Here is a 24,814-nt window from a genome sequence, read left to right on the forward strand (position 1 = left end):
ACCACCGCCACTCCAATACCAATCATTCCCTAACCGATTCCCACCTCTGCGGTCCTCTGTGCTCTCTGCGGTCAATCTCCCAGCGCGACGGGATAACCACAGAGCACGCTGAGAAACACAGAGCCCCAGGACGGTTGTTTGAGTGCTCCATCCTGACGACCACGGCCATTCCAATACCAATCATCCCCCAACCGTTCCCCACCTCTGCGGTCCTCTGTGTGGAATTGCCCACGAAAAGTTGACAGTGGGGCGGCGCATGTCAGACTCATCTGACAGGAGAACCCATTTATGGAAAAGCGTCGAATTTATAGTCGTGAGTTCAAACTCGCGGCAGTCCGAAAAGTCGTGGAGCACGGTTTGTCATTTCCAGCGGTCGCCAAAGACCTCGATGTCGGTGCGAATCTGATTCGCAAGTGGAAGAAAAACTTTGAAGCCGACGGCTCGCTGGAAAGTGAAATCACCAGCAGCAGTTCAGTCGAATCCGAGCTGAAGCGACTCCGTGAAGAAAATCGACAGCTCAAAATGGAACGCGACATTTTAAAAAAAGCGACGGCGTTCTTCGCCAAAGAAAACAGCTGAGAATTCAGTTTATCGACGAGCACCGCGAACGATGGCCGATCGCGGTGCTCTGCCGAGCTCTCGAAGTGACGCGTGCGGCTTTCTACAAGTTCGCCAACCGTAAAGATACGCCGACACAGGCAAAGCAATCACAGGTCATCGACGCAATCAAAGCGGTTCATTCGCAAAGGCATCACGATGCCTATGGAAGCCCAAGAATGCATCGCGAGCTTGTCAAACGCGGCATCCAGTGCTGCCGAAACACAGTTGCCAAGTGCATGCGAAAAGCAGGAATCCAAGCAAATCGCCGTGCCAACTTTAGAATCTCCACCACCGACTCCAATCACAATTCACCGATTGCTCCCAATCTTCTTGAACAGGACTTTTCGACTGAGACGCTCAATCAAGTCTGGCTGACAGACATCACGTACATCCCCACTAAAGAAGGATTCACCTACCTGGCCGCGTTTGTTGACCTGCATTCACGAAAGATCGTTGGCTGGAGAACCAGTCACCACATCGACTCAAATCTGGTGGTCGCGGCGCTGGATCAGGCCCTTGCGATCCGCACCCCTAAAGCAGGATTGATCATCCACAGTGATCGTGGTTCCCAGTACGCGAGCGAACATTTCCGAGGTCGATTGAATTGCCACCGGCTCGTTCAAAGCATGAGCCGTCGTGGCAACTGCTACGACAACGCCCCAATGGAATCTTTCTTTAAGAGTTACAAAACCGAAGAAGTTCAAGAGATATACGACACCCACGAGCATGCGACGCGCGGCGTGTCAGAATACATCGAAGGATTTTATAACCCAATTCGCTTGCACTCATCGTTGGAATACCAGAGTCCCATCGAGTTTGAGCAAGCCTTCAAAAAACTCTCACTCGTCAGTGAATCCTGATCGTCAGGACTCACAATTTCCCTTCCCGTTAGGATCGTTCCACTGTCAACTTTTCGTGGGCAATTCCAGTGCTCTCCGCGGTCAATTTCCCAATGCGACGGATTAACCACAGAGGACACGGAGGTACACAGAGTTACAGGACGGTTGTTTGAGTGTTCCAAACCGACGGCAACGACCATCTCAATACCAATCATCCCTAACCGTTCCCTACCTCTGCGGTCCTCTGTGCTCTCCGCGGTCAATTACCATCCCATCGTGAATCCACCTAAAGTCACCGCCATCATCACCGTCTACAACGAACAGCAATGGATTCGCTGCGCGGTGGACAGCCTGTTGAATCAATCGCTGCGCGACATCGAAGTGCTGGTCTTGGACGACGGCAGCGATGATGACACACCCGCGATCCTGGATTCGATTGACGACGACCGCCTACAAGTCGTCCGCTGTGGACGCCTGGGGCGCGCGGCGGCACTGGCCCGCGCCGTCGAATTGGCCACCGGCCGCTACATCGCCAACCTGGACGCCGACGATGTGGCTTATCCGGATCGCTTGCGAGACCAAGCCGCGTTTCTGGACGCGAACCCCGATCACGCCTGGATCGGCGGCGGCGAAGAACGCGAGGACACCCAACGCGACGAACACTACGTCCGCTTGTACCCCGAATCCGACGCCGATGTCCGCCGGATGTCGGCCAAGTGCATCCCGTATTGCCACAGTGCGGTGACGTTTCGCAAATCCCTGTTGGACCAGGGCCTGAATTACGATCCCGACCAACCGTTCCTGATCGATTTCGAATTTTTCCTGCGGGTCGCGGCGCGGCACAAGGTCGCCAACCTGCCTCATGCTGTGGTCAAACGCCGGGCCCACGCCAAAAGCTATTTTCAGCGGTCGTTCACCTACGGCCAACAGAACCGCGAACTGTCACGACTGTGCCGAATCGCCCGGCGACAGTTCAACTTACCGGTTTGGATGGAAGCGTACCCGCTGGCCCGGACCGTGTACCCGATGATCCCCGCCGCCATCAAAACGCCGATCCGACGGGCGCTGGGCTTGGATGAGGGGGGGGAGAGTTAAGAGTTGGCAGTTGGCAGAGAGAAGTTGGCAGTTGGCAGAGAGAAGTTGGCAGTTGGCAGAGAGAAGTTGGCAGTTGGCAGAGAGAAGTTGGCAGTTGGCAGAGAGAAGTTGGCAGTTGGCAGAGAGAAGTTGGCAGTTGGCAGAGAGAAGTTGGCAGTTGGCAGAGAGAAGTTGCAGGCGATGGTTGAGAGCTGGACGAGGACACAATGAATGGATTTGGGGATGGCCGGTTTTGAAGATTTGAAGGTGTGGCAGCGAAGTGTGGACTTGAGCGTCGATTTGTATGTGGCGCTGAAGCACTGCACGGATGGCGGTTTCAAGGATCAATTGACGCGATCCGGATTATCGGTCCCCTCCAATATCGCCGAAGGCATGGAACGGGCCACCATCGCAGACCAATGCAAGTTCTTGAACTACGCTCGATCGTCGTGCAGCGAATGTCGGACGCAAGTCATCGTTGGAAAAAGAGCGGGCCTGTTGAGAGTGGACGATGCGACACGATGGGAAACTGAAACACGGGAAATCAGTGCCATGATCTCGGGCCTCATTCGCTCCATCCGGAAATCAGAAACCTAAGCGGCTCCCTGCTCCCTGCTCCCGCCCCACTGCCCACTGCCCACTGCCCACTGCCCACTGCCCACTGCCCACTGCCCACTGCCCACTGCCCACTGCCCACTGCCCACTGCCCACTGCCCACTGCCCACTGCCCACTGCCCACTGCCCACTGCCCACTGCCCACTGCCCACTGCCCACTGCCCACTGCCCACTGCCCACTGCCTACTGCCTACTGCCTACTGCCTACTGCCTACTGCCTACTGCCTACTAACGCCTGCCAACTGCCCCTCTCTTGCTCGAAGACTACTTCCTGATCGTCGTTTGCGTTGCCGTGTTGGCGGGTCTGGCCTTTGTCGTGGCCGGGTTCCGCCAGCCGATGCTGTTCTATTACGGCGGGCTGTTTGGCACTGCGGTGCTTAAGACGCCTGAACTGCCGGTCGTGCGAGAAAAGGTCACGATCGTGGAGGTGTGCATGTTGCTGTTGTGGCTGTGCTGGCCGCTGCTGGCCAAGGGCCGCATCCGGTCGGTGATGGTGCCCCAAATCTTGCGGCTCGGTGGGGCATTTTGCGTCGTGTGCTTGACGTCTTCGTTATTGGCAACCCTGACCGCACCGCCGGCGCTACAGTCGCCCAAGATGACGGCGTATTCGCTGTTGGAGGCGATCAACTATTGCTATGGCGTGGCGATCCTGTGGACGACGGTCAACGTGCTGGACACCTGGCAACGGTGGATCGGGGCGATCGCCGCCTGGCTGGCCGGAATGACGCTGGCATCCGGCGTGGGCGTCGCCGCGGTCGTCGGCGTCGCGCCGGGCTGGGCGTATGAGGAAACGGGGCGGATCAATTCGACCCTGAAGAACGAAAATCAGGTGCCTTCGATGATCCTGCCGACCTTGCTGGTCGCGATTCTTGCAGCGGTACGGATCGGCGGCGGTGGTGCCGCGCGGCTGGCGATGCTGGGCGTGGCCGGCGCCGCAATGCTAACGGCGATCGGGACGGGCAGCCGGACGGCCGCCCTGATGATCGTCTTGGCCGGGGTGGGGGTTTACTGGGTGGTGGCCAGTGCGACGCAGGTACGGCAGGTGGTCCAATCGTTCATCCTGGCCAATCTGGCGGTGGTGCTGTCGGGCCTGGTGGTGTTTTATTTCTGGTTCGCTTGGTCCCGCTATGACGGTGAATACTCGCTGGTGAAAACACCCTCTTGGCAGCGTCCGGCGGTGCTGTTGATTGAGTGGTATTCGGGATCCAGAAATCTGGACGACACCCGCCCGCGACAAATCCGAAACGCCATGGAGTACTTTTGGAACTCGCCCGTTTTAGGTACCGGCCCCAAATACGGTTCTTACTATGCAGAAACCGGTGGCGAGGTGCACAACACCTATTTCAGTCTGATGCTGGAGACCGGCTTTTTGGGGCTGGGATGTTTTCTGTCGCTGATTGCGTTGGCGTTTTGGGAGGGGTACCGCCGGGGACGACAGTGTCCCTATCCTTGGTTCGCCATGCTATCGCAGGCTTTGCTGGTGGGACTATTATTGTTGTGCTTGTACAACGCGACGATCCTGGGATTGCGGCAGCGGAACATTTGGTTCCTGCTGGGCATGATCTATGCGTTTTGTGACTTGGTGGCCGCCGGCGCGGTGCCTTCACCGGTGATGCCCCACTGGTTGCCCCGCGGCGCGTACGCCTTCTTCTACGACACCCCCAGTCGCCCCGGCACGATGACCGCCGCCGCCCCGATGACCATCGGGGCGACGGGGGGAGTTGGCAGGGGGCAGTGAAGAAGTGGGGAGAGGGAAGAGAGTTGCGAGCCGGCAGTTGCGAGTTGGAAGGGAGGGAGAGAGTTGGAAGTCGCCAGTTGCGAGTTGGCAGGAAGGGTGAAGGGCTAAACGCTAATCGCTAACAGCTTCGGAGCTACTTCCTACGCTACTTTCGCGGGAGCGAAAGGCGACAATGCGGCTGAGAGCCGCCCTCGACTCGGGGCTCTCAGAGGGACGATGGTGAACCACGATCTTCACCCTCCTGCTGTGCGGAAGGGTCGGATTCGAGGAACGAGAATCCGGGGAGGGTGTCAGCGAAGACGAAACCCTCCCCTCGCTTAGGCTCGACCCTCCCGGCGGGAGGGTGAAGGGCTAATCGCTAACGGCTTCCCCGCTTCTTCCCACGCTACTTTCGCGGAGCGAAAGGCGACAATGTGAGGCCACGCCCGTAAGGCGTCAGGGTCGTGAACCGCTGGATTCACCCGCCTGCTCTGCGGGAGGGTCGGATTCGAGGAACGAGAATCCGGGGAGGGTGTGAAGGATGGTGCAGCCCTCCCCTCGCTTAGGCTCGACCCTCCCGGCGGGAGGGTGAAGGGCTAAAGGCTAATCGCTAACGACTTCCTCGCTTCTTCCCACGCATCTTTCGCGGAGCGAAAGGCGACAATGTGAGGCCACGCCCGTAAGGCGTCAGGGTCGTGAACCGCTGGATTCACCCGCCTGCTCTGCGGGAGGGTCGGATTCGAGGAACGAGATTCCGGGGAGGGTGAAGGGCAAAACGCTAATCGCTAACGACTTCCCCGCTTCTTCCCACGCTACTTTCGCGGAGCGAAAGGCGACTTTGGTCAACAGGCGTGCTGTCGCTTGCGGCGCCGCAAGGCTGCCGCACCGCCACCGGCCAATCCGATCAGGACCAACGTCGTCGGTTCGGGGACGGGGGTGACACCGGCGGCTTCGAAGGTCAAGGAAAGAATTGAAAACCCGTTGCCCTCTGCATGCGAAATCTCAAACGAGTCCCCAATGTTCAGCAATTGGGACAACGACAGTGAACCGCTCATCAGATCACTTTGCACCACGGAGGTGGTGACGCCGGCAATTTCAAGCATTGCTTCATCTTGCGCGGACGTGAGATTACCAAAGCCAATTCCCGTCAATCGGACGGATGTGTCCGTCCCGGTGCTCGATGCAACGGCGAACTCCACCGACTCCGTACCGCGTCCGTCGTCAATAAAATTGGCATTTTCTTGACCGTTGACGTTGGTAATGTCGACCCCCAAGCCATTGCTTGTACCCAGATTCAAAACTGCCGTGTTCGTGTTATTGACCGCAGCAGTAACGTTTAGCGTCAGAGTCACGCCCGCATCGGTTGCCGTGGTCGTGGCTATGCCCTGACCATCAAGTTCCGAAATCGCCGTCGCACTCTGAAAATCGAATACCCAAGCAGCCCGTCCAGTTACCGCGGAGGAAAGAATGATCAACACGGAAACAAAAAACTGCTGAAACGACATCACGAATCCCCCAGGCGAGACAACCAACACTTCAAGCACAGTAGTCCAACCAGACGAAACTATCACCCCCCGCTACCGAATTCGCCTCCAAACTTCGTCGTTGTGGTCCGCCATCTGCGTATCCCAATGCCCTTTTTTTGCCCAACTTTGGAAGGGAAAGGCAAGATCTGTTGGTGTAACGGGCCATCAAAACTGCCTGCTGACGACGTCTCCGCACACCACGTCGCCGCGTCTGTCCCAGACGCTGGATTCTTCTAGGAACGCTACTTTCGCGGGAGCGAAAGGCAACAATGTGGCCACGCCTTCCGGCGTTAGGGTCGTGAACCACGGGATTCACCCTCCTGCTGTGCGGAAGGGTCGGATTCGAGGGACGAGATTCCGGGGAGGGTGTGAAGGATGGTGCAGCCCTCCCCTCGCTTAGGCTCGACCCTCCCGGCGGGAGGGTGAAGGGCTAAACGCTAACAGCTTCCGAGCTACTCCCCCCGCTACTTTCGCGGGAGCGAAAGGCGACTTTGTGGCCACGTCTTCCGGCGTGAGGGTCTTTGACCGCTGGATTCACCCGCCTGCTGTGCGGGAGGGTCGGATTCGAGGAACGAGAATCCGGGGAGGGTGAAGGGCTAATCGCTAATCGCTAACAGCTTCCTAGCTACTCCCACGGAGAAAAAGGCGACATTGGTCAACAGGCGTGCGGTCGCTTGCGGCGCCGCAAGGCTGCCGCACCGCCACCGGCCAATCCGATCAGGACCAACGTTGTCGGTTCGGGGACGGGGGTGACACCGGCGGCGTCGAAGGTCATTGACACAAGGCTGAAGCCATTTCCGGAAACGAACTCCAGAGAGAGTTCCTGACCAGCCAAGATCAGTTCATTGACAGCCAGAACATCTTCATCCGTGAAATTGGTGGTGGAACCGCCATCAATCACGAATCTTCCCGATTCACCTAGCCCAGTCCCGGAGACTTCGAAACCCACCATCTGCAAGGAAGCCAAAGGCATATCAGCGCTAATGAAAAACCTTGCCGATTCAACACCATTGTCGCCGTCGATCGCAGAAGCAGCGTCTCCACCAGCGCTCTCATTGATCCCAAACGCTCTTGAGGATGAAGTGCTTTGAAAGAAGACTCCCGTTGAGCCTTGTACAATTGCCTCCGCATTCAACGTCAGGGTGATACCAGAGCTAGGATCCGTCACGGCCACTTGCCCGGACTGACTGCTGTGGAGTGTTGATCCCGCTGCACCAGCAAAATCAAACACGAAGGCGGCGTGACCGGCAGTCGCAAAAATGCCTGCCCCTGCGAGGGCAAAAATACCAATTACGCATTTCATCTCACAAATCTCCCAGCTGTACAGAAGCTCTCCCGGCAACAAAATAGTCTTCCCAATCCACCCAACCAACCAGGTTCACAGATTCTTCACGGAAGGAATCGCAAGGTTGACTGCGAGATGCCGTTCTTCGGCAAGCGTTGGATCAGTGGGTGGAAACTGAGAAATCGCGAAGGGGGTGGCGACTCGGACCAAATGAAACAACGCTGGAAGATGCAGCTGCTCCCTTCGCCTAGGCTCGACCGTCCAGGTGGGAGAGTGAAGTGCTAAACGCTAATCGCTAACGGCTTCGGAGCTACTTCCTACGCTACTTTCGCGGGAGCGAAAGGCGACTTTGTGAGCCGCGAGGCGCTAGCCGCGGGTTCCGCTATTTCAGCAATGCAACCCGACGCCGACACATTCAGTCCAGCATCACCAGATTCACCCTCCCGCAGCGCAGGAGGGTCGGATTCGAGGGACGAGATTCCGGGGAGGGTGTTGTCCGGGATAAACGCCGCCCTCCCCTCGCTTAGGCTCGACCCTCCCGGAGGGAGGGTGAAGAAAACCTGCTGACGTCTGCCCACCGACCACTTCTTCTGCCCCCCTTTCCACTGCCAACTGCCAACCACCAACCTCTGTTAACCCGTTACCAGCCCCCCCCTGTCACCCCCGTCAACCTTCCTTGAAACGCTATCTTTTCGTCGAAAGCTATCCGCACGTCATTGCGGGCCAGCAGCGGACGTTGCTGTCGTTGTTGCAACGTTGCCGGCGGCACGACATCGAACCGGTGGTGCTGACGCCGGGGCCGGGAGCCTATGTCGATCACTTGCGGGACGCGGGCTTCGAGGTCCACGTCGCGGCGTATCCGGAATCGCTCGGACGTTACGGCGGGGCGATCTATCGCGATGGGATCAGGGGGCGTGTTTCGGTCATGCGCCAGACGGCCGGATACGTTTGGGGGTTGCGGTCGGTGCTGCGGCAACTGGATCCGGCGGCCGTGTTCTACAACGACATGCGGGGGCTTTTGACGGTCGGGGTGGCGGCGAAGACGATGGGCGTTGCCGGAATGATCTGGGACAAGCTGGACAAACCGCACGGCAAACTGGACTGGTTCCAACTGCCTCTGGTCCGCAAGAACCCGATCATCTCCGGTCCGGTCGCGATGAAGTACCCGGCCTGGCAACGGCGAATTTGGGGAAACCGGATCTGCCGCGTCCCCAACGGCGTCGACTACGGCCGTTTTCAAAACCAGCCGGATATTCGGTCAGACTTGGGCTGGAGTCCCGAACAGTGCGTCTTCGGCATTGTCGGAACGATCACGCGGCGAAAAGGACACGACATCCTGCGGCGTGCCTGGCAAACGATCGCGGCGGATCATCCGCATGCCCGTGTGGTCGCCATCGGGTCTTGGCAAGACGATCCGGTCGACACCGAGTTTTACCGGTCACTGGAACCGGATTCTGTCGATCGGTTCGATTTTTTGGGACAGCGACCGGATGTCCCCGAGTTGATGAATGCGATCGACGTCTTGATCATCCCGTCGCGTCACGAGGGACTGGGACAAGTCACGTTGGAGGCGATGGCGTGCGGCAAACCCGTCATCGGGTCACGGACCGGGGGCATCCAGGAAACGATCGTCGATGATGAAACGGGCCTGCTTTTTGAAACCGGCGACGTCGACGCATTGGCGGCGGCGATGGCGCGATTGGCGGGCGATGCGGACCTGCGGCGATCGATGGGCCAGGCGGGCCGGAAGCGGGCGATCGAGCACTACGACCGTGGTGAGAAGATGGATCAGATCTTGGGGATGCTGAGGGAGTTGGGGGAGTAGGAGTTGGCGGTGGGGAGTTGGCAGAGGGCAGTTGTTAGCTGGTTTTCTTCACCCGCCTGCTCTGCGGGAGGGTCGGATTCGAGGAACGAGAATCCGGGGAGGGTGTCAGCGAATACGAAACCCTCCCCTCGCCTAGGCTCGACCCTCCCAGAGGGTGGGTAAAGTGCTAAACGCTAATCGCTACCGACTTCCTCGCTATTCCCCACGCTACTTTCGCGGGAGCGAAAGGCGACAATGTGGTCACCCCTTCCAGCGTGACGGACGTTGACCGCTGGATTCACCCGCCTGCTCTGCGGGAGGGTCGGATTCGAGGGACGAGAATCCGGGGAGGGTGTCAGCGAAGACGAAACCCTCCCCTCGCTTAGGCTCGACCCTCCAGGCGGGAGGGTGAAGGACTAAACGCTAATCGCTAACAGCTTCCTAGCTACTCCCCCAAGCTACTTTCGCGGGAGCGAAAGGCGACAATGTGGCCATCCCTTCCAGCGTGACGGACGTTGACCGCTGGATTCACCCGCCTGCTCTGCGGGAGGGTCGGATTCGAGGGACGAGATTCCGGGGAGGGTGTGATGGATGACGCCGACCTCCCCTCGCTTAGGCTCGACCCTCCCGGAGGGTGGGTGAAGTGCTAAACGCTAATCGCTAACGGCTTCCTAGCTATTCCCCACGCTACTTTCGCGGGAGCGAAAGGCGACTTTTCCTGTCCACCTGTCACCTGCTCCCCTGTCACCTTCCACCTATCCACCTGCCCACCTTCCACCCCGTCCCCTTGGCCACGTTGTTAATTTAGAAAAAATATTCCGACGAAAGCTTGACCCGGGTTTTCCGCCTACCTAACATCAGGGGGCTTTGACTTTTCCTCTCGCTCGGATGCTGCGGGATATAACGACACCTCTTGACGAAACCTTCCTTTGATTTTGGATTGGAGTTTGAAGTGCGACGAATGATTTTCGCGGCTGTCGCAGCCGCCATGATGCTGACCGCGGGCAACGCCTCAGCAGCATTTGTCTTGATTGACAATTTTAACGGTGCCTCAACGGACACCGCAGCGGTTCGCAGCACAACTGGTGCGGTTGGCGCTGGCTCGATTGCCCTAACCGCTGGCGATACCCTGAGTTACAGTAACGTGAACGGAATTAGCTTCGGTGGATTGGCCGGCATTCCTTCGACCACCCTTCGCTTGAACGGCATCTCACCGACCGGTGCTGGTATCGTCATGACTGCCAGTGTCAACGGCGGCACCGCCCTCAACAGCAACCCTTTCACCCCCGTTGGCGGTTTTGTGGAATGGACTTTCGCGGGTATTGACCCCGCGACTGTTACGAACATCGATTTCGCAGTGTTGGTGGGAGATTTCACTGCCAACGGCGTTTACGCTGTTCCGGAGCCGACCACGATGGCTTTGATCGGTTTGGCCGGTGCGGGTGGTGCCTTGGGCGTCCGCCGACGCCGCAAGGCTGCTGCCGCCTGCTAGTTCCGGCTCCACTCCGGATCAGCGGATCGGTTTCGCTTCCGGCGGTCTTCCCAATCCGGCCGCCCGTTGCGACGATCACCCCAGCATTCGAAGAGCCCCGGCAAGTTTGTCGGGGCTTTTTTCGTTGGCGCCCGCGGGGGGCAAGCTATGCTACTCGCATGAACACCCCCGCACCTTCCACCGCGCCGGCCGCCGCGTCCCCCGTGGACCGGTTGCCTCGTCTTTCACCGGCCCAGTGGGCCGTCGCCGCCGCCATCCTGGTCACCGCCCTGGCCGTCGCCCCGCCAGCGGTCAACCTGATTCGCTGGATGGTCAGCCGCGAGTATTACGAACACATGCCCTGGCTGATGCTGGCCGCGGCCGTCTTGGCCGGATTCCGCCTGCGGGCCAACCCGACACCGATCGACATCACGACGTCGTGGCGGGTGATGATTTGGACCGGCTTGGCGATGATGATGACCGCCGGGGTTTACATCTTGCCCAGCCGCTGGATGGCGGGACCCGCGGTGTTGTCGCTGTTGATGGCGACGATCCATTTCGTCGGCGGCACCGCCGCGATGCTGCGGATGCGGGGTCCGATGATCCTGTTTTTGGCCTGTCTGCCGCTTCCGGTCCTGTTGGATTCGTGGTTCGTGGTCCGCATGCAGCAATTGGCCACCTGGTTGGCCAGTGTTTGGTTGGACCTGTTCGGCGTATTGCATTTGGCCACCGGCGTCGACATCCGCACCCCCGGCAACAATTTCGTCGTCGAAGACGCGTGCAGCGGCATTCATTCGATGTTCGCCGCGATCACGGTCGGGGTCGGCTATGGCGTGCTGATGCGTTACCGCTGGTACCGCATCCTGGCCATCGTCGTGCAAATGGTGTTTTGGGTCGTGGTGGCCAACGCGATCCGTGTCTTCACCGTCGTTTACGTGCAATCCCAATACGGCACGGACCTGTCGACCGGGACGCCGCACCAGATGATCGGTTTGGCGACGTTTGCCCTGGGGTTGTTGCTGGCGATCAGCAGCGATCATTTTTTCCGCTACCTGCATCCGCCCAAATCGGTTGCCGACGATGACGATGACACACCGGCCGACGCCCCGGATCGATTGCTGGACCGTCCCGCATCGGCCCGCGGGATCGCCATCGTGCTGGGCGGATTGGCGGCCGTGGCGGTGATCGGCGTGCTGGCGTTCTCGCAATATTCACGGATGTCCAAAGCCCCGCGGTCGATGCAGGAATTGGCCGCGACATCGGCCATCCGGTTTGATGCGGTCGGCCAGGATTATTTGCCTGCGGAATTGGCGGGTTGGCGACAAACGGGGTTTGACGTCAACGAAAAAACCGCGGACAGCATTTTCGGCGGGATGAAAAGCTTCATCTGGCGATACACCAAGGGGGCCCGCAGCGTGCTGATCAGCTTGGACGGCCCCTATGGCGACTGGCACGATTTGGCCCTGTGTTACAGCGGTGTCGGCTGGGACGTCGAATCCCGTACGGCGATCGACATCGCCGACATGCCGGGCCCGTACAAGGCGGCGGAATTGAACCTGGACCGGCCGCCGTTTGACCGCGCCCAGGTCTTGTTCGCCTGTTTCGATCCCCGGGGTGCCAGCGTCGATCCGCCGCCAGATTTCGGGGACGCGTTCTATCATTTGGTCAACCGATTGCGGTGGGGCGTTGGTGACAAGCAGGATTACGGCGGCGGTGTGGTCCAGATTCAATTACTGGATCAAACGCCCGTGGAATTAAGTACGACCCAGCGGAACCGTAACCGTGAATTGTTCGAAGCGGTCGTCCGTCACGCATTCGGCGACGCCAAGGGGGCCCAGTGATGTTTGGTTGGTGGCAACGTTATCGGCTGCGACGACAAATGCGGGCGTCATCCGCCCCGCCCGGACAACGTGGATTTTGGGGAACGGTGTTGTCACCGGTCACCTGGATTCTGTCGCTGCCCGGTCGTCTGTTTTCCGGTCTGGGGCATTCGGCCCAGACGCTGATGGATTTCTTGGCATCGTCGCGCCGATCGCCCAAGGACCTGTTGTTGGCTGTGCCAGCAATGTTGGCCTTGGTGGCGGTGATGGCGGCCACGGCGATGGGCCATTCGAAACAATCGGGCAACGGTCAACGGTACTGGATTCGGGGCAATCAATTGCTGCAGGACGGTGACCACGCGGCCGCCCAGGACATGCTGCGCAAGGCGCTGGGCGGGGACAACATCAACCGCCGCGACGTCGTGTTTTCGCTGGCCCGAGCGTACGAAGATGCCGGTGACGCCCAGCGTGCCGACGCCCTGATGGAATCGTTGGCGACCGTGGGAACCGCCGGACACCCGTCGGCCCACCGTTACCTGGCGATCCGAACGGCGCGTCAGGTGGCCGCCACCAAACAGGTCGACGACTTGGTCGCCTGGCAATGGCACCTGTCCCATGCCGACCAGCCGGAATCACCGGAACTGCAAAAATCATGGGGCTATTACTACCTGATCGCGGGCGACTTGGAATCCTCGGCCGACCATTTTCGCCGTGCGGCGGAGGACGACCCATCGATGTGGTTGCAGGTGGCCGAGATCCAGGCCCGCATGAACGACATGGACGCCGTCCGCGTTTCGTTGGCGACCGCTCGCCAGCAACTGGAAAAACAGTTCCTGAAGGACCCGGCGAATAACCAAAACCGCTTGCTGTACGCGACCAGTTTGTTTTACATCGGCGACCTGCCCAACGCGGAACGGTTGCTGAAACAGGGCATCGACCAGCAGGAGGACGACGCATCGTTCCGTAAATTGCTGGCCGCGGTATTCGTGCGGATGTTCGACGTCGAAGCCGCCGGGGACGGTGGAATCGGCAAAGCGTTTCGGTACTTGGCCTATGCCCTGCAATACGACCCCGGTTATCAACCGGCCCTGCAGCGGTTGGTCACTGTCGCCCGATCGTCGCCCGATCGCCTGGACATCAGCCGCAAGATCATGCGCAAGCTGATCGCCGATGGCGAGGCGTCCGCGATGGGTCACTTTGCCCTTGGCAGCCTGGAATGGATCGCGGGCAACCAAGACTTGGCAAAGCTGAACATGACCCAAGCGATCACCTTGGATCCCAAGCTGGCCGTGGTGGCAAACAACCTGGCGTACCTGATGGCCCAAGAAGAATCGCCGGATTTGGATTCGGCGTTGAACTTGGCCGACCAAGCCGTGGATGCCGAACCCGGCAACGCGGATTTCCTGGACACCCGTGCGATGGTTCACAAGCAGCGGGGTGACATGGCGGCGGCCGCGGCGGATTACCAGCGAGCGTTGGAATCATCGACCAATCCGAATCCGATTCGGATGGAATTGGCCGAGATCTACGATCAGTTGGGCGATCCGGAGATGGCGGCGCAATTCCGGGCCGCGGCGCAGTGAGGCTGGCGATGCCCGTGGGCCGTTGCCGGAAAGATCGCGACTTTCGCGGGAGCAAAAGGCGACTTTGTGAGCCGCGAGGCGCTAGCCGCGGGTTCCGCTATTTCAGCAATGCAACCCGACGCCGACACATTCAGTCCAGCATCACCAGATTCACCCTCCCGCAACGCAGGAGGGTCGGAATCGAGGAACGAGAATCCGGGGAGGGTGTGATGGAAGACGCCGACCTCCCCTCGCTTTGGCTCGACCGTCCCGGAGGGAGAGTGAAGTGCTAAACGCTAATCGCTAACGGCTTCCTAGCTATTTCCCCCACGCTACTTTCGCGGGAGCGAAAGGCGACTTTGTGAGCCGCGAGGCGCTAGCCGCGGGTTCCGCTATTTCAGCAATGCAACCCGACGCCGACACATTCAGTCCAGCATCACCAGATTCACCCTCCCGCAGCGCAGGAGGGTCGGAATCGAAGGACGAGAATGCGGGGAGGGTGTGATGGAAGACGTCGACCTCCCCTCGCTTTGGCTCGACCGTCCCGGAAGGAGGGTGAAGGGCTAAACGCTAATCGCTAACGGCTTCCTAGCTATTCCCCCACGCTACTTTCGCGGGAGCGAAAGGCGACTTTGTGAGCCGCGAGGCGCTAGCCGCGGGTTCCGCTATTTCAGCAACGCAACCCGACGCCGACACATTCAGTCCAGCATCACCAGATTCACCCTCCCGCAGCGCAGGAGGGTCGGAATCGAGGAACGAGAATCTGGGGAGGGTGTCAGCGAAGACGAAACCCTCCCCTCGCCTAGGCTCGACCCTCCCGGCGGGAGAGTGAAGTGCTAAACGCTAATCGCTAACGGCTTCCTAGCTATTCCCCCACGCTACTTTCGCGGGAGCGAAAGGCGACTTTGTGAGCCGCGAGGCGCTAGCCGCGGGTTCCGCTATTTCAGCAATGCAACCCGACGCCGACACATTCAGTCCAGCATCACCAGATTCACCCTCCCGCAGCGCGGGAGGGTCGGAATCGAAGGACGAGAATCCGGGGAGGGTGTGATGGAAGACGCCGACCTCCCCTCGCTTTGGCTCGACCGTCCCGGAGGGAGAGTGAAGTGCTAAACGCTAATCGCTAACGGCTTCCTAGCTATTTCCCCCACGCTACTTTCGCGGGAGCGAAAGGCGACTTTGTGAGCCGCGAGGCGCTAGCCGCGGGTTGCCTTATTTCAGCAATGCAACCCGACGCCGACACATTGAGTCCAGCATCACCATCACCCTCCCGCAGCGCGGGAGGGTCGGAATCGAAGGACGAGAATCCGGGAAGGGTGTGCGGAAAGACAAAGCCCTCACCTCGCTTAGGCTCGACCCTCCCGGAAGGAGGGTGAAGAAAACCAGCCACCAGCTACCAGCTACCAGCTACCTGCTACCTGCTACCAGCTACCTGCTACCAGCTACCTGCCACCTGCTACCTGCTACCTGCCACCTGCTACCTGCCACCTGCTACCTGCCAACTGTCGATGACGCGTGGTTGCAGGGACGCGGGGACTTCACCCCGCCGACCAGAAAAGGCCTTCCCCCCCTTCAAAACGGAACGTGTCATCCCTGTGATGCCAATGTTGTGACCGGCCCGATCTGCCTGAAGTGAAGAACCGTTTTATTCGGTCTTTTGGTGTTAGTTTTCGCGTATGTCGATGGGTTTGGCGTTTTGACCGCGGGGGGTGATCTGCCTATTCTTGACCCGGTTCGAATGCCTAAGGGCAACGACCGATCCGATCCCCTGGCGGGATCGCTTGCATTCGGTTGACGCTTCGGCATCCCCCACGGATCAGATCAGCCTCTTGGTTTTCCCGCTCGCTTGACTTTGCGAATCGATTTGTTTTGCGGGATTGACGCCCAGAATCCTGAGTCCCTTTCTTACACCAGCATCGTTTTACCGGCATGTCAAACACCATTCATCCTTCGCCCCACGGGTCCGTCGACGCGGTCTTTCGCCAGGGCGGGTCGGGATCGGGCTCTGGATCGTCCTTGGGCGGAATCCTGTGGCGGCGTAAGGGAATCTTGACGTTCTTTGTCTTGTGCGGTTTGGCGGGCGGCTATGCCTTTTTCACGCAACAAGACGAAACGTTCCAGGCGGCCGCCACAATCGAGGTGGCTCAACAACAAACGCAAACCGGAATCGGCAGCGCCACGGAAAACGTCGTTGACTTGGCTCCCAGTTTGGCGTTCATCAAAGCCGAAATGACCAGCAATCAAGTGCTGTCCAGTGCCATCCAGGTCGGTCAATTGACGGCCTTTGAAGACATGCCGGAAAGCCCGGATGCGGCGATCGGTGTGATCCGAGAATCCTTGGAGTTACTACCCGCGATCGACGGTGCGGAATCGATCAACCGTTCGATCGTCCAAGTGACATTTGACGCACCGGATCCGTCCTTGGCGACCGCCGTCGTCAACGCCGTGGTCCAAGCCTACGAGCAATACGTGGGCGGACGACACCGCAAGGCCGTCGACAACGTGGTTGATTTCTTTCGCGAAGGACGCGATTCCATTCTTCCGAAATTGGAGGAACTGGAAAACCAATACACCCAGTTCCGTGCCACCGCACCGCTGGAATGGACGTCCGATGGCGAAGCGATCAATCCGTTCCGCGATGAAATGATGCGGATCGAGGAAACGGCGCGGGACCTGCGATCCGAAGAACGCAAATTGGCCAATCAACTGAAATTGGTCCAAGACAGCGTGAAGGGACGCCGTGATCCGTCCGAAGCGTTGAAGGAAATCCAATTCGTCTTGGATGACGTCGGCGACGTTGAAGAGGTCACCCAAGCGTTTGAATCCATGGTCAATGAAGACCTATCGATCGAAGAGCGCTTGCTTAGCTTGCGTGTCCAAGCCGAACTGGTCCGCGAACAATACGCCCGTTCGCATCCGATTCGCCAACAGATTGAAAGCCAGTTGGCATTGACCGAAGACGCCTATCGTCGGTTGGCAGCAAGCCGTTCGGAATCTCAAAACACTGTCAAGGACATCGAAGTCCAACGTGATGAAGTCGCCCGTGACATGATCCGCGGCTACGTGACCGGACTGCAAAAGAAAAAGCAATTGGTCACCAACGATATCAGCGATTTTGACAAACGCTTGGACGAACTTCGTGACAAGGCTCACGCCTTGCTGAAGTTTGAAAATGAAAATGAGTCGTTCCTACGGCGAATCGCACGCTATCAGGAAATGCTGGATTCGTTTGACAATCAATTGGAAAAAGCGACGCTGCCGAAAATCAACAACGGCTTGGAGGTCCAAGTGCTGCGTCCCGCATCGATGGGCGTGTTGGTGGGGCCCTTGCTGTCACGCAGCTTGGTGCTGGGCGGGTTTCTGGGAACGATCCTGGGTGCTTTGTTGGGATTCCTGGTGGACTGGTCCGAACGGACGTTCCGCAGCCCCGATGAAGTGACCGATTCATTGGATGCGTCGATCCTGGCACACCTGCCGCTGATCTTCACCAAGAAATCCAAACGTCGCAACGATAAGCAACAAAATCCCTACGCCGACATCGACCCGATCGTTTGCGTTTTGCACGAACCCCATTCGCCCGCTTCCGAAGCGGTGCGTTCGATACGGACCAGCATCTTTCATTCGACTCACCAGGCACCGGAATTCGGCGTCGTCCAGGTGACCAGTTTGTTGCCCGGTGACGGCAAGAGCACCATGGTCGCCAATCTGGCGTCCAGCATCGCGGGTGCCGGCCGTCGCGTGGTGATCGTCGATGCCGACCTGCGACGCCCGAATCAGGCCAATTTACTTGGGATCGATTCGGAATTGGGCGTCACCGATGTGTTGAATGGTGATTGTCGGGTCGAAGACGCGTTGACGGACACGGCAGTCGAAGGGCTGTCGTTGTTGAACACGGGCCCCAAACCGTCCAACCCGGCCGAGGCGCTCATGATGCCGGAATTCGGTCAAATGCTGGACGACCTGCGCCAACAGTTTGACATTGTTTTGGTGGATTCACCGCCGCTGTTGGCGGTGACCGACGCCAGCAACATCGCCACCCAGGTTGATGGGGTGATGATGGTCATGCGGATCGGCCGACGTGTGAAACCGTTGGCCCAGCGTGCGATGCATATCTTGCGAGGATTGCATGTGAACATCGTCGGCATCGTGGTCAACGCGGTGGGCGACAGCGGATATAGCGCGACCTACGCCAGCGCATGGTCCGAACGTTACGGTGGCCAACCGGGCAGTGAATATGCGTACGGCTATCGACGTTACGGAAAAGACAAATACTTGGACGCCGCGAAGGGACGATCCGTAACCGTGCGTGGCAAGTCCGCATCAGGCATGAGCGACAGACACAAATCCGCCGAATCGCTAGACGCAGTTCATGCCGCGGAAGGTAGCGACATCGAAGTGGGGTGATTCAACCACCCAAAATCCATCTAATCGCCGTTGTGCGGGGGGCATTCAAAACGCATTGCCCCTCTTTCGAGCGACAAGGTTTGATTTGCTACTAGGCTAAGCTACCCTTGGAGAGGCATTCAATTTGATAAGGCAATCCAACTTCTTTCCTGGCTGTTGGCTTTGCCTGCCTGATTCATCGAAACCCAGATCAATGTTGTTATCGATGGAAATCCCAATGCATTGACGTTGCCAGTCGGCATCGTCGGACGACCGTCATCGAAAAAGAACCTCACGCGTCACAACTTTTGTTTATTCGTGCATTCGATTCACACCGTCATCCACACGATCTTTCGGCAACGCGTTTTATGAATTCCGCCAGCACCGCTGCGACGCCGAATCCGACATTGCTGTCGTATGATCATCCGATCCGTGGCGAGTCGACGGATCGCAGTCGTCGGATCAAGTTGCTGCACATCCAGTTGTTCCCGATGCTTAGCGGCGTCCAACGGGTCAGCCTGGAAGAATTTCGTTTATTGGATCCAAAGCGATACGAAATTCACTTGGTCACATGCGCGGACGGCCCGTTGTGCGAAGCGGCGCGGAAGTATGGCGTCCGGTGCCATCATTTCCCACGCTTGATGCGTTCGATCTCGCCGTTGAACGACTACCGTACGTTCAAAATGCTGCGGCACTTCATGCGGCATGAACGTTTCGACATCGTTCATTCTCATTCGTCTAAGACGGGCGTGCTGGGACGTTTGGCGGCACACGCTTCCAATGTTCCCGCCGTGGTACACACGGTGCATGGTTTCGCGTTCCCATCGGCCAACAATCCGCTGACGCGATGGATGTACCAGTTGTGTGAAACCAAGTGTGGATCGCTGACCGACGCGTTGATTTGTTTGAATGAAGAAGATGAGCGAATTTCACGTGAATCGCTGAAGGTTCCCTCGACCGCCATCTATCGGATCGCCAATGGTGTGGCCCCCGACGTCTATCGCCCCTTTGATGGTGATGTTTCGCCGGCGGATCAGCGTCAACACCTATTGCCGGGCGACCCCGCACGCCCCGCCGTCATCATGATCGGACGCTTGTGGCGCCAGAAAAACCCGTTGGCTTTCGTCCGTGCCGCAGTCATTGCTATCGAACAGGGATGTCCGGCGAATTTCTACTTGGCGGGCGAAGGTGAATATCGCCAGGAAATCGAATCACTGATCGCCAGCCATGATCTGGCCGATCGCATTCACTTGTTGGGTTGGCGCGACGACGTCGAACGGTTGCTGCCGTTGATGGACACGGTCGTCTTGCCGTCACGCTGGGAAGGCATGCCGCTGGTCTTGTTGGAATCTCAAGCCTGTGCCGTGCCGGTGATCGCATCGGACATTCCCGGAAATCGGAATTGCATCCGAGAAGGGGTGGACGGATTCTTGGTCCCTCTGGATGACGACCAGGTACTGGCCGAACGAATCCATCGTTTGGTATCCGATACCCAGCTGCGGCAAAAATTTGGACAGGCCGGACGACAAAAAGTGGTCCAACACCATGACGTCCGCCAGCGCGTCAAGCAGGTCGTCCACTTGTACGACCAATTGCTCGCGTCCCGCTGTCCTCGCTAAACGCCTCAGGCGGCTTTGGCGCACGCCTTCCCCTTCCCATCCTCGCCTTTCGCTCCGCCGAAGGTTGCCTTCGCCCTCCCATCGTCGCCTTTCGCTCCGCCGAAAGTTGCGCCTTCTTCCCACAGTCGCCTTTCGCTCCGCCGAAAGTAGCGAAGCACCGTTGATGGCCTCGCATTTGTGAAGCCAGGATCAAGGATTTGCGGCGGGGATGCTGGGGCGTGGGGATTCGGTGGGCTTCGTTGGCGGGCTGGGGTTACAATCGGCCAGTGGTTACGGTGGAAGTGCTCTGGTCGTGCATCCCACCGGATTCCGGTCCCGGCGGCCTGATTTCCGTTGCCCCAACGTCAGCCTCCCTGCCCCCTCACATTGAACCGCCCATGTATCTCCGAATGGCCAAGCGATTTTTGTTGGAAACCGACAAGCGGTTGCTGGCCAAAGCGGCGTGGACGCTGGGGGCACGCGGATTGTGGTCGGTCCACCGGCACAAGCGGCGGCTGAAACAAGGGGAATTCTTTCCGCCGTTTCTGTACCTGTCGGTCATCAATTCGTGCAACCTGCGATGCCAAGGCTGCTGGGTCGACGTGGATTCGAAACAGCACCGCATCGAACTGGACGCCGCCAACGAAACGATTCGCCAAGCCAAGGCGATGGGCAACAGTTTCTTTGGCATCCTGGGCGGCGAACCCTTCATGCACAAGGACCTGCTGAAGATCTTCGAAGCCAACCGGGACGTCTATTTCCAGGTCTTCACCAACGGCCATTTCATCACCGACGATGTGGCCATACGATTGCGTGAATTGGGCAACGTGACGCCGCTGATCAGTGTGGAAGGCAGCGAGATCATCAGCGACCAACGACGTGGGAAATCCGGCGTCTACAACCAAACGATGGCCGGCCTGGAAGCGGCCCTGCGAAACAAGTTGTTGGTCGGCGTCTGCACCAGCGTCTGTAAAACCAACCTGGACGACTTGGTCACCGATGCCTGGGTCGATCGTTTGATCGAAATGGGGGTGATGTATTGCTGGTTCCACATCTATCGGCCGGTCGGCCCGGAACCCAACCCACAACTGGCATTGTCCAGCGACCAACAACGCCGCGTTCGTCAGTTTGTCGTCGACACGCGTGCCACCAAACCGATCATCGTCATTGATGCCTATCACGATGACGCGGGCAACGCATTGTGTCCCGCCGTGACGGGATTCACGCACCACGTGGGACCTTGGGGCGATATCGAACCGTGCCCCGTGATCCAGATCGCCAAAGAATCAATTCATGATCAACGTGACTTGGCGACCACGTTCAACGAGTCGGAGTTCCTGCGAGACTTCCGCGAGCTGACCGCCCAGCACACTCGGGGATGCGTGATCATGGAGCGTCCGGACTTGCTGCTGCAGCTGGCCGACAAACACGGTGCCCGCGACACCACCGCGCGAGGCCGCGTGTTTGAAGAACTGAAGAACGTCACGCCACGCCGCAGCCAGTACCAGCCCGGCGATGAGATCCCCGAGCGCAGTTTCGTTTATCGCTGGGCCAAGAAGTACGCCTTCAACGACTTCGGCACCTACGGACGCCGCTTCGACGTGGCCAACTATGCCGACCCCGATTCGGCGTCATCGCCCGATGGGGACTCACAGGATGCCAACGACAAATCCAAGGTCTCCTTACCGGTGGTTTGATCGGTAGGTGGTCGGGTGACGGGTTTGCGGGTGACAGGTAACCGCCGGCAAGTCATCACCATCGTCGCCTTTCGCTCCGCCGAAAGTAGCGTCTCCTGCATCCCCTGCGCCCTGTCCCCTGCCTCTCTTCCCCGTCGCCCCGCCGGTCGTCCCCCCAAAGTCGCCTTTCGCTCCGCCGAAAGTAGCGTCTCCTGCATCCCCTGCGCCCCGTCCCCTGCCTCTCTTCCCCGTCGCCCCGCCGGTCTTCCCCCCAAAGTCGCCTTTCGCTCCGCCGAAAGTAGCGTCTCCTGCATCCCCTGCGCCCCGTCCCCTGCCTCTCTTCCCCGTCGCCCCGTCCCCCGCCCCCCCTGTCACCTTCTTCCCCCACCCACATCCGTCTTGTCGCCAAACAAAGCGTGATGGTATTCGTCTGTGTAGCAGGGTCGGCAACGCGATGACCGCCGTCCCCATGTTTCACGACCACCCTTTCGCAAGCGATTCAAGGACGGATCCGACCCGTGACAGACCAACCCGCCGCCGGCGCCGCCGAGACCCTGACCGATCAACCCGACATGGCCCAGTCGGTCGGCGACACCCTGTCGACTTTGATTGAACAGATGCAAGCGGGCGACTACGAAGGCTTGACCGCGACGATGACACAGAATGTGGTCCCGGGCTTGTTGGCCGCGGCGATCGGCTTGGGCGTCATCTTCATCGGGTACTTGGTGGCTTCTTACATCAGTCGCATCATCAGCGGGCCGATCTGTCGACGTGTCGACCAAACGCTGGGCAAGTTCATCGGTCGGCTGGTGTTTTATTCCATCCTTGCTGGTGTGACCGCCGCGGTGCTGAGCAAATTGGGTGCTCCGCTGGGCGGATTAGCGGCGATGTTGGCCGCCGCCGGTTTTGCCGTCGGTCTGGCTTTCCAAGGCACGCTGTCGAACTTTGCATCCGGCGTGTTGATGATGGTGTTTCGACCGTTCAAAGTCGGTGATTTCATCAATGCCGGCGGAGTCGCCGGAACGGTCAACGAAATCGACTTGTTCACGACCACGTTGGACACGCCCGACAATCGTCGCATCATTGTCCCCAACAGCAGCATTGCCGGCGGAACGATCGAGAACATCAGCCATCACGCGCACCGTCGCGTCGAAGTCGTCGTCGGTGTGGACTATTCGGCCAACCAAGACGAAACCCGTGCCGCGCTGACTCGCGCTGCCGAATCGTTGTCGGACGTGATGATTCCCGGCGATGATCGCGGGTACGCCGTCGTGCTTAGCGGACTGGGCGACAGTGCCGTGGAATGGAAAGTCCGGTTGTGGGTGGCATCGTCAAACTATTGGCCGGCGCATGAGGCTCTGACGGGTGCCGTCAAACGCAACCTGGACGCCGTCGAAATCGGCATCCCGTTCCCGCAAATGGACATCCATTTGCACCGCGTCGCCGGTGATGATGATGGATCCCAGCCGACGCCACGCCAGCGTCCACGGCCGACCCGTCGCGACGCCATCGCCGGTTAAGAGGCTGTGCGAAACGACGCGAGGCCATGACCACGACGGTCCAGGCGACCACTATTCGTCCAACAATTCCAATTGGATCGGAACGAGTTCACGGTTGCCGCCGCGCAACACGGTCAGCCGGACGACATCTCCGGCGGTGTAGTTCTCCAGAATCAGCACCAGATCCGCGGTCGACTTCACCGGTTTGTTATCGATCGCCACGATGATGTCCCCCAGTTCCACGCCGCGTCGCGTTTGACGTGTCGGACGCAGTCCCGCGGCTTCCGCTTGGCTGCCCTCGGTCACTCGCAACACCAACAGACCGTCGGGCAGTCCCCAGCGACGGGTCATCGTATCGCTGGCCACCGTCACGGCGATGCCCGGTCGGATGATGCGGCCGTGTTGGATCAATTCCGGCACAACCCAGCGGACGGTATCCACGGGGATGGCAAAACCGATACCAGCGTATGCACCGGAGGGGCTGAAGATCGCGGTGTTCACGCCGATCAGTTGTCCGGAAAGATCCAACAGCGGGCCACCGCTGTTGCCCGGATTGATCGCCGCATCGGTTTGAATGACGTCTTTGATGGGCACGCCCGATTCGGATTTGATCTCACGCCCGAGCGCACTGACGACACCGGTGGTCAGAGTTTGATCCAGCCCGAACGGGTTGCCGATGGCAAACGTCATGCGGCCGACTTGCAAATCGGACGAGACACCGATCCGTAGTGGTTTAAGCTGTTCCGGTGGTGCGTCGATTTTCAAAACCGCCAAATCTTTTTCTTCGGCCGAACCGACCAGCTTGGCCGGATACGTGTTCTGGTCGTCAAAAGCCACGGTCGCCACGTCGGCACGACGAATGACGTGAAAGTTAGTGACGATGTGGCCTTGGTCATCCCAGACGAATCCGGTCCCACTGCCTTGAGCAATCTGCTGAACGTCCAAGGTGAACAGGTCGCGTGCCACACGCGCGGTCGTGATGTGAACGACCGAGGGTGATACTTCGCGGAACAATTGAATCGTGGCGCGTTCCTGTTGTGCCAGCTCGGTCGACAGCCCCGCAGCCGCCGTCGCGTTCGAACCGCCAACGGAGACCGCCGGTGGCGCTGGCAACGGCAAAGTGGGCGGCCGCATTCGTGTGTCCACGTCCGTGGGATCGGGGGCCGGTGTCGCCGATTCTTTGACGGCACCCGCATCTTGGTCCTGCTGCTGCGCCAGCGATGGTGCATCGTCACCACCGATCAGCATCGACAGCACGACCACCAGCAATACGATGTTTGCCAACAACATCAACCAAGCAAACGGGCGTGAAATAGAATTCGTCATGCCGCTGATCCAACTCCTT

The 24,814-nt window shown here is 59.1% G+C and carries 16 protein-coding genes; 13 read left to right on the forward strand and 3 right to left on the reverse strand.

Going from position 1 to position 24,814, the window contains the following annotated elements:
• The first annotated feature begins 288 nt into the window (after window positions 1-288).
• The 5 genes from Mal65_RS24515 to Mal65_RS24540 all read left to right on the forward strand — a co-directional run bounded on the left by Mal65_RS24515 (window position 289) and on the right by Mal65_RS24540 (window position 4,866).
• Window positions 289-1,460 (forward strand): IS3 family transposase gene (locus Mal65_RS24515; RefSeq protein ID WP_145295673.1). Its coding sequence is split into 2 segments (ribosomal slippage): window positions 289-538 and window positions 538-1,460, totalling 1,173 coding nucleotides; the frame shifts between segments, so codons are not numbered across the junction.
• 255 nt (window positions 1,461-1,715) lie between these two features.
• A complete protein-coding gene (locus Mal65_RS24520) occupies window positions 1,716-2,534 on the forward strand; it encodes a glycosyltransferase family 2 protein (RefSeq protein ID WP_165701508.1) in 819 nt (272 codons plus the stop codon).
• 3 nt (window positions 2,535-2,537) lie between these two features.
• Window positions 2,538-2,744, forward strand: coding sequence for a hypothetical protein (locus Mal65_RS26730; RefSeq protein WP_165701509.1), 207 nt, complete (start codon window positions 2,538-2,540; stop codon window positions 2,742-2,744).
• 12 nt (window positions 2,745-2,756) lie between these two features.
• Window positions 2,757-3,110, forward strand: coding sequence for a four helix bundle protein (locus Mal65_RS24530; protein WP_145303904.1), 354 nt, complete (start codon window positions 2,757-2,759; stop codon window positions 3,108-3,110).
• 271 nt (window positions 3,111-3,381) lie between these two features.
• On the forward strand, window positions 3,382-4,866 hold the full coding sequence (locus tag Mal65_RS24540) for an O-antigen ligase family protein (RefSeq protein WP_145303910.1): 1,485 nt from the start codon (window positions 3,382-3,384) through the stop codon (window positions 4,864-4,866).
• A gap of 821 nt (window positions 4,867-5,687) precedes the next feature.
• Here the strand turns inward: Mal65_RS24540 and Mal65_RS24545 are convergent.
• Together Mal65_RS24545 and Mal65_RS24550 are read right to left on the reverse strand one after the other, a co-directional pair.
• The gene (locus Mal65_RS24545) at window positions 5,688-6,197 is read right to left on the reverse strand and encodes a PEP-CTERM sorting domain-containing protein (protein ID WP_165701510.1); all 510 of its coding nucleotides are present in this window, start codon (window positions 6,195-6,197) and stop codon (window positions 5,688-5,690) included.
• A gap of 829 nt (window positions 6,198-7,026) precedes the next feature.
• Window positions 7,027-7,674: a PEP-CTERM sorting domain-containing protein gene (locus tag Mal65_RS24550; protein WP_145303916.1), complete on the reverse strand. Its 648-nt coding sequence runs from the start codon at window positions 7,672-7,674 to the stop codon at window positions 7,027-7,029.
• A gap of 658 nt (window positions 7,675-8,332) precedes the next feature.
• Between Mal65_RS24550 and Mal65_RS24555 the strand changes: the two genes are divergently transcribed.
• The 8 genes from Mal65_RS24555 to Mal65_RS24590 all read left to right on the forward strand — a co-directional run bounded on the left by Mal65_RS24555 (window position 8,333) and on the right by Mal65_RS24590 (window position 23,490).
• Window positions 8,333-9,481 (forward strand): glycosyltransferase family 4 protein, encoded by a 1,149-nt coding sequence (locus Mal65_RS24555; protein ID WP_145303919.1) that lies wholly within the window; start codon window positions 8,333-8,335, stop codon window positions 9,479-9,481.
• Window positions 9,482-10,448: 967 nt separating this feature from the next.
• Entirely contained in the window at window positions 10,449-10,952 is a 504-nt protein-coding gene (locus Mal65_RS24560; protein ID WP_196784421.1) for a PEP-CTERM sorting domain-containing protein, read from the forward strand.
• Between the two features lie 158 nt (window positions 10,953-11,110).
• Window positions 11,111-12,772 (forward strand): exosortase U, encoded by a 1,662-nt coding sequence (gene xrtU / locus Mal65_RS24565; RefSeq protein ID WP_145303925.1) that lies wholly within the window; start codon window positions 11,111-11,113, stop codon window positions 12,770-12,772.
• On the forward strand, window positions 12,772-14,334 hold the full coding sequence (locus tag Mal65_RS24570; protein ID WP_145303928.1) for a tetratricopeptide repeat protein: 1,563 nt from the start codon (window positions 12,772-12,774) through the stop codon (window positions 14,332-14,334). The genes xrtU and Mal65_RS24570 overlap by 1 nt, the downstream gene beginning before the upstream one ends.
• A gap of 1,908 nt (window positions 14,335-16,242) precedes the next feature.
• Window positions 16,243-18,717 carry a polysaccharide biosynthesis tyrosine autokinase gene (locus tag Mal65_RS24575; protein ID WP_145303931.1) on the forward strand — a complete coding sequence of 825 codons (2,475 nt, stop codon included), beginning with the start codon at window positions 16,243-16,245 and terminating at the stop codon, window positions 18,715-18,717.
• A 347-nt stretch (window positions 18,718-19,064) separates the two neighbouring features.
• Window positions 19,065-20,315: a glycosyltransferase family 4 protein gene (locus Mal65_RS24580; RefSeq protein WP_145303934.1), complete on the forward strand. Its 1,251-nt coding sequence runs from the start codon at window positions 19,065-19,067 to the stop codon at window positions 20,313-20,315.
• A gap of 389 nt (window positions 20,316-20,704) precedes the next feature.
• On the forward strand, window positions 20,705-21,991 hold the full coding sequence (locus tag Mal65_RS24585; RefSeq protein WP_145305177.1) for a radical SAM protein: 1,287 nt from the start codon (window positions 20,705-20,707) through the stop codon (window positions 21,989-21,991).
• A 551-nt stretch (window positions 21,992-22,542) separates the two neighbouring features.
• The gene (locus Mal65_RS24590) at window positions 22,543-23,490 is read left to right on the forward strand and encodes a mechanosensitive ion channel family protein (protein ID WP_145305178.1); all 948 of its coding nucleotides are present in this window, start codon (window positions 22,543-22,545) and stop codon (window positions 23,488-23,490) included.
• Window positions 23,491-23,541: 51 nt separating this feature from the next.
• On the opposite strand, the gene Mal65_RS24595 is transcribed toward Mal65_RS24590, so the two are convergent.
• A complete protein-coding gene (locus Mal65_RS24595; protein ID WP_196784424.1) occupies window positions 23,542-24,795 on the reverse strand; it encodes a S1C family serine protease in 1,254 nt (417 codons plus the stop codon).
• Between the last annotated feature and the right edge of the window lie 19 nt (window positions 24,796-24,814).

Source organism: Crateriforma conspicua (assembly GCF_007752935.1).
GTDB lineage: Bacteria > Planctomycetota > Planctomycetia > Pirellulales > Pirellulaceae > Crateriforma > Crateriforma conspicua.

Coding starts and splice junctions, on each gene's coding strand:
- Mal65_RS24530 (WP_145303904.1), top strand. CDS start 2,757: ATGGCCGGTTTTGAAGATTTGAAGGTGTGGCAGCGAAGTGTGGACTTG.
- Mal65_RS24550 (WP_145303916.1), bottom strand. CDS start 7,674: ATGAAATGCGTAATTGGTATTTTTGCCCTCGCAGGGGCAGGCATTTTT.
- Mal65_RS24560 (WP_196784421.1), top strand. CDS start 10,449: ATGATGCTGACCGCGGGCAACGCCTCAGCAGCATTTGTCTTGATTGAC.
- xrtU (WP_145303925.1), top strand. CDS start 11,111: ATGAACACCCCCGCACCTTCCACCGCGCCGGCCGCCGCGTCCCCCGTG.
- Mal65_RS24570 (WP_145303928.1), top strand. CDS start 12,772: ATGTTTGGTTGGTGGCAACGTTATCGGCTGCGACGACAAATGCGGGCG.
- Mal65_RS24575 (WP_145303931.1), top strand. CDS start 16,243: ATGTCAAACACCATTCATCCTTCGCCCCACGGGTCCGTCGACGCGGTC.
- Mal65_RS24580 (WP_145303934.1), top strand. CDS start 19,065: ATGAATTCCGCCAGCACCGCTGCGACGCCGAATCCGACATTGCTGTCG.
- Mal65_RS24585 (WP_145305177.1), top strand. CDS start 20,705: ATGGCCAAGCGATTTTTGTTGGAAACCGACAAGCGGTTGCTGGCCAAA.
- Mal65_RS24590 (WP_145305178.1), top strand. CDS start 22,543: ATGGCCCAGTCGGTCGGCGACACCCTGTCGACTTTGATTGAACAGATG.
- Mal65_RS24595 (WP_196784424.1), bottom strand. CDS start 24,795: ATGACGAATTCTATTTCACGCCCGTTTGCTTGGTTGATGTTGTTGGCA.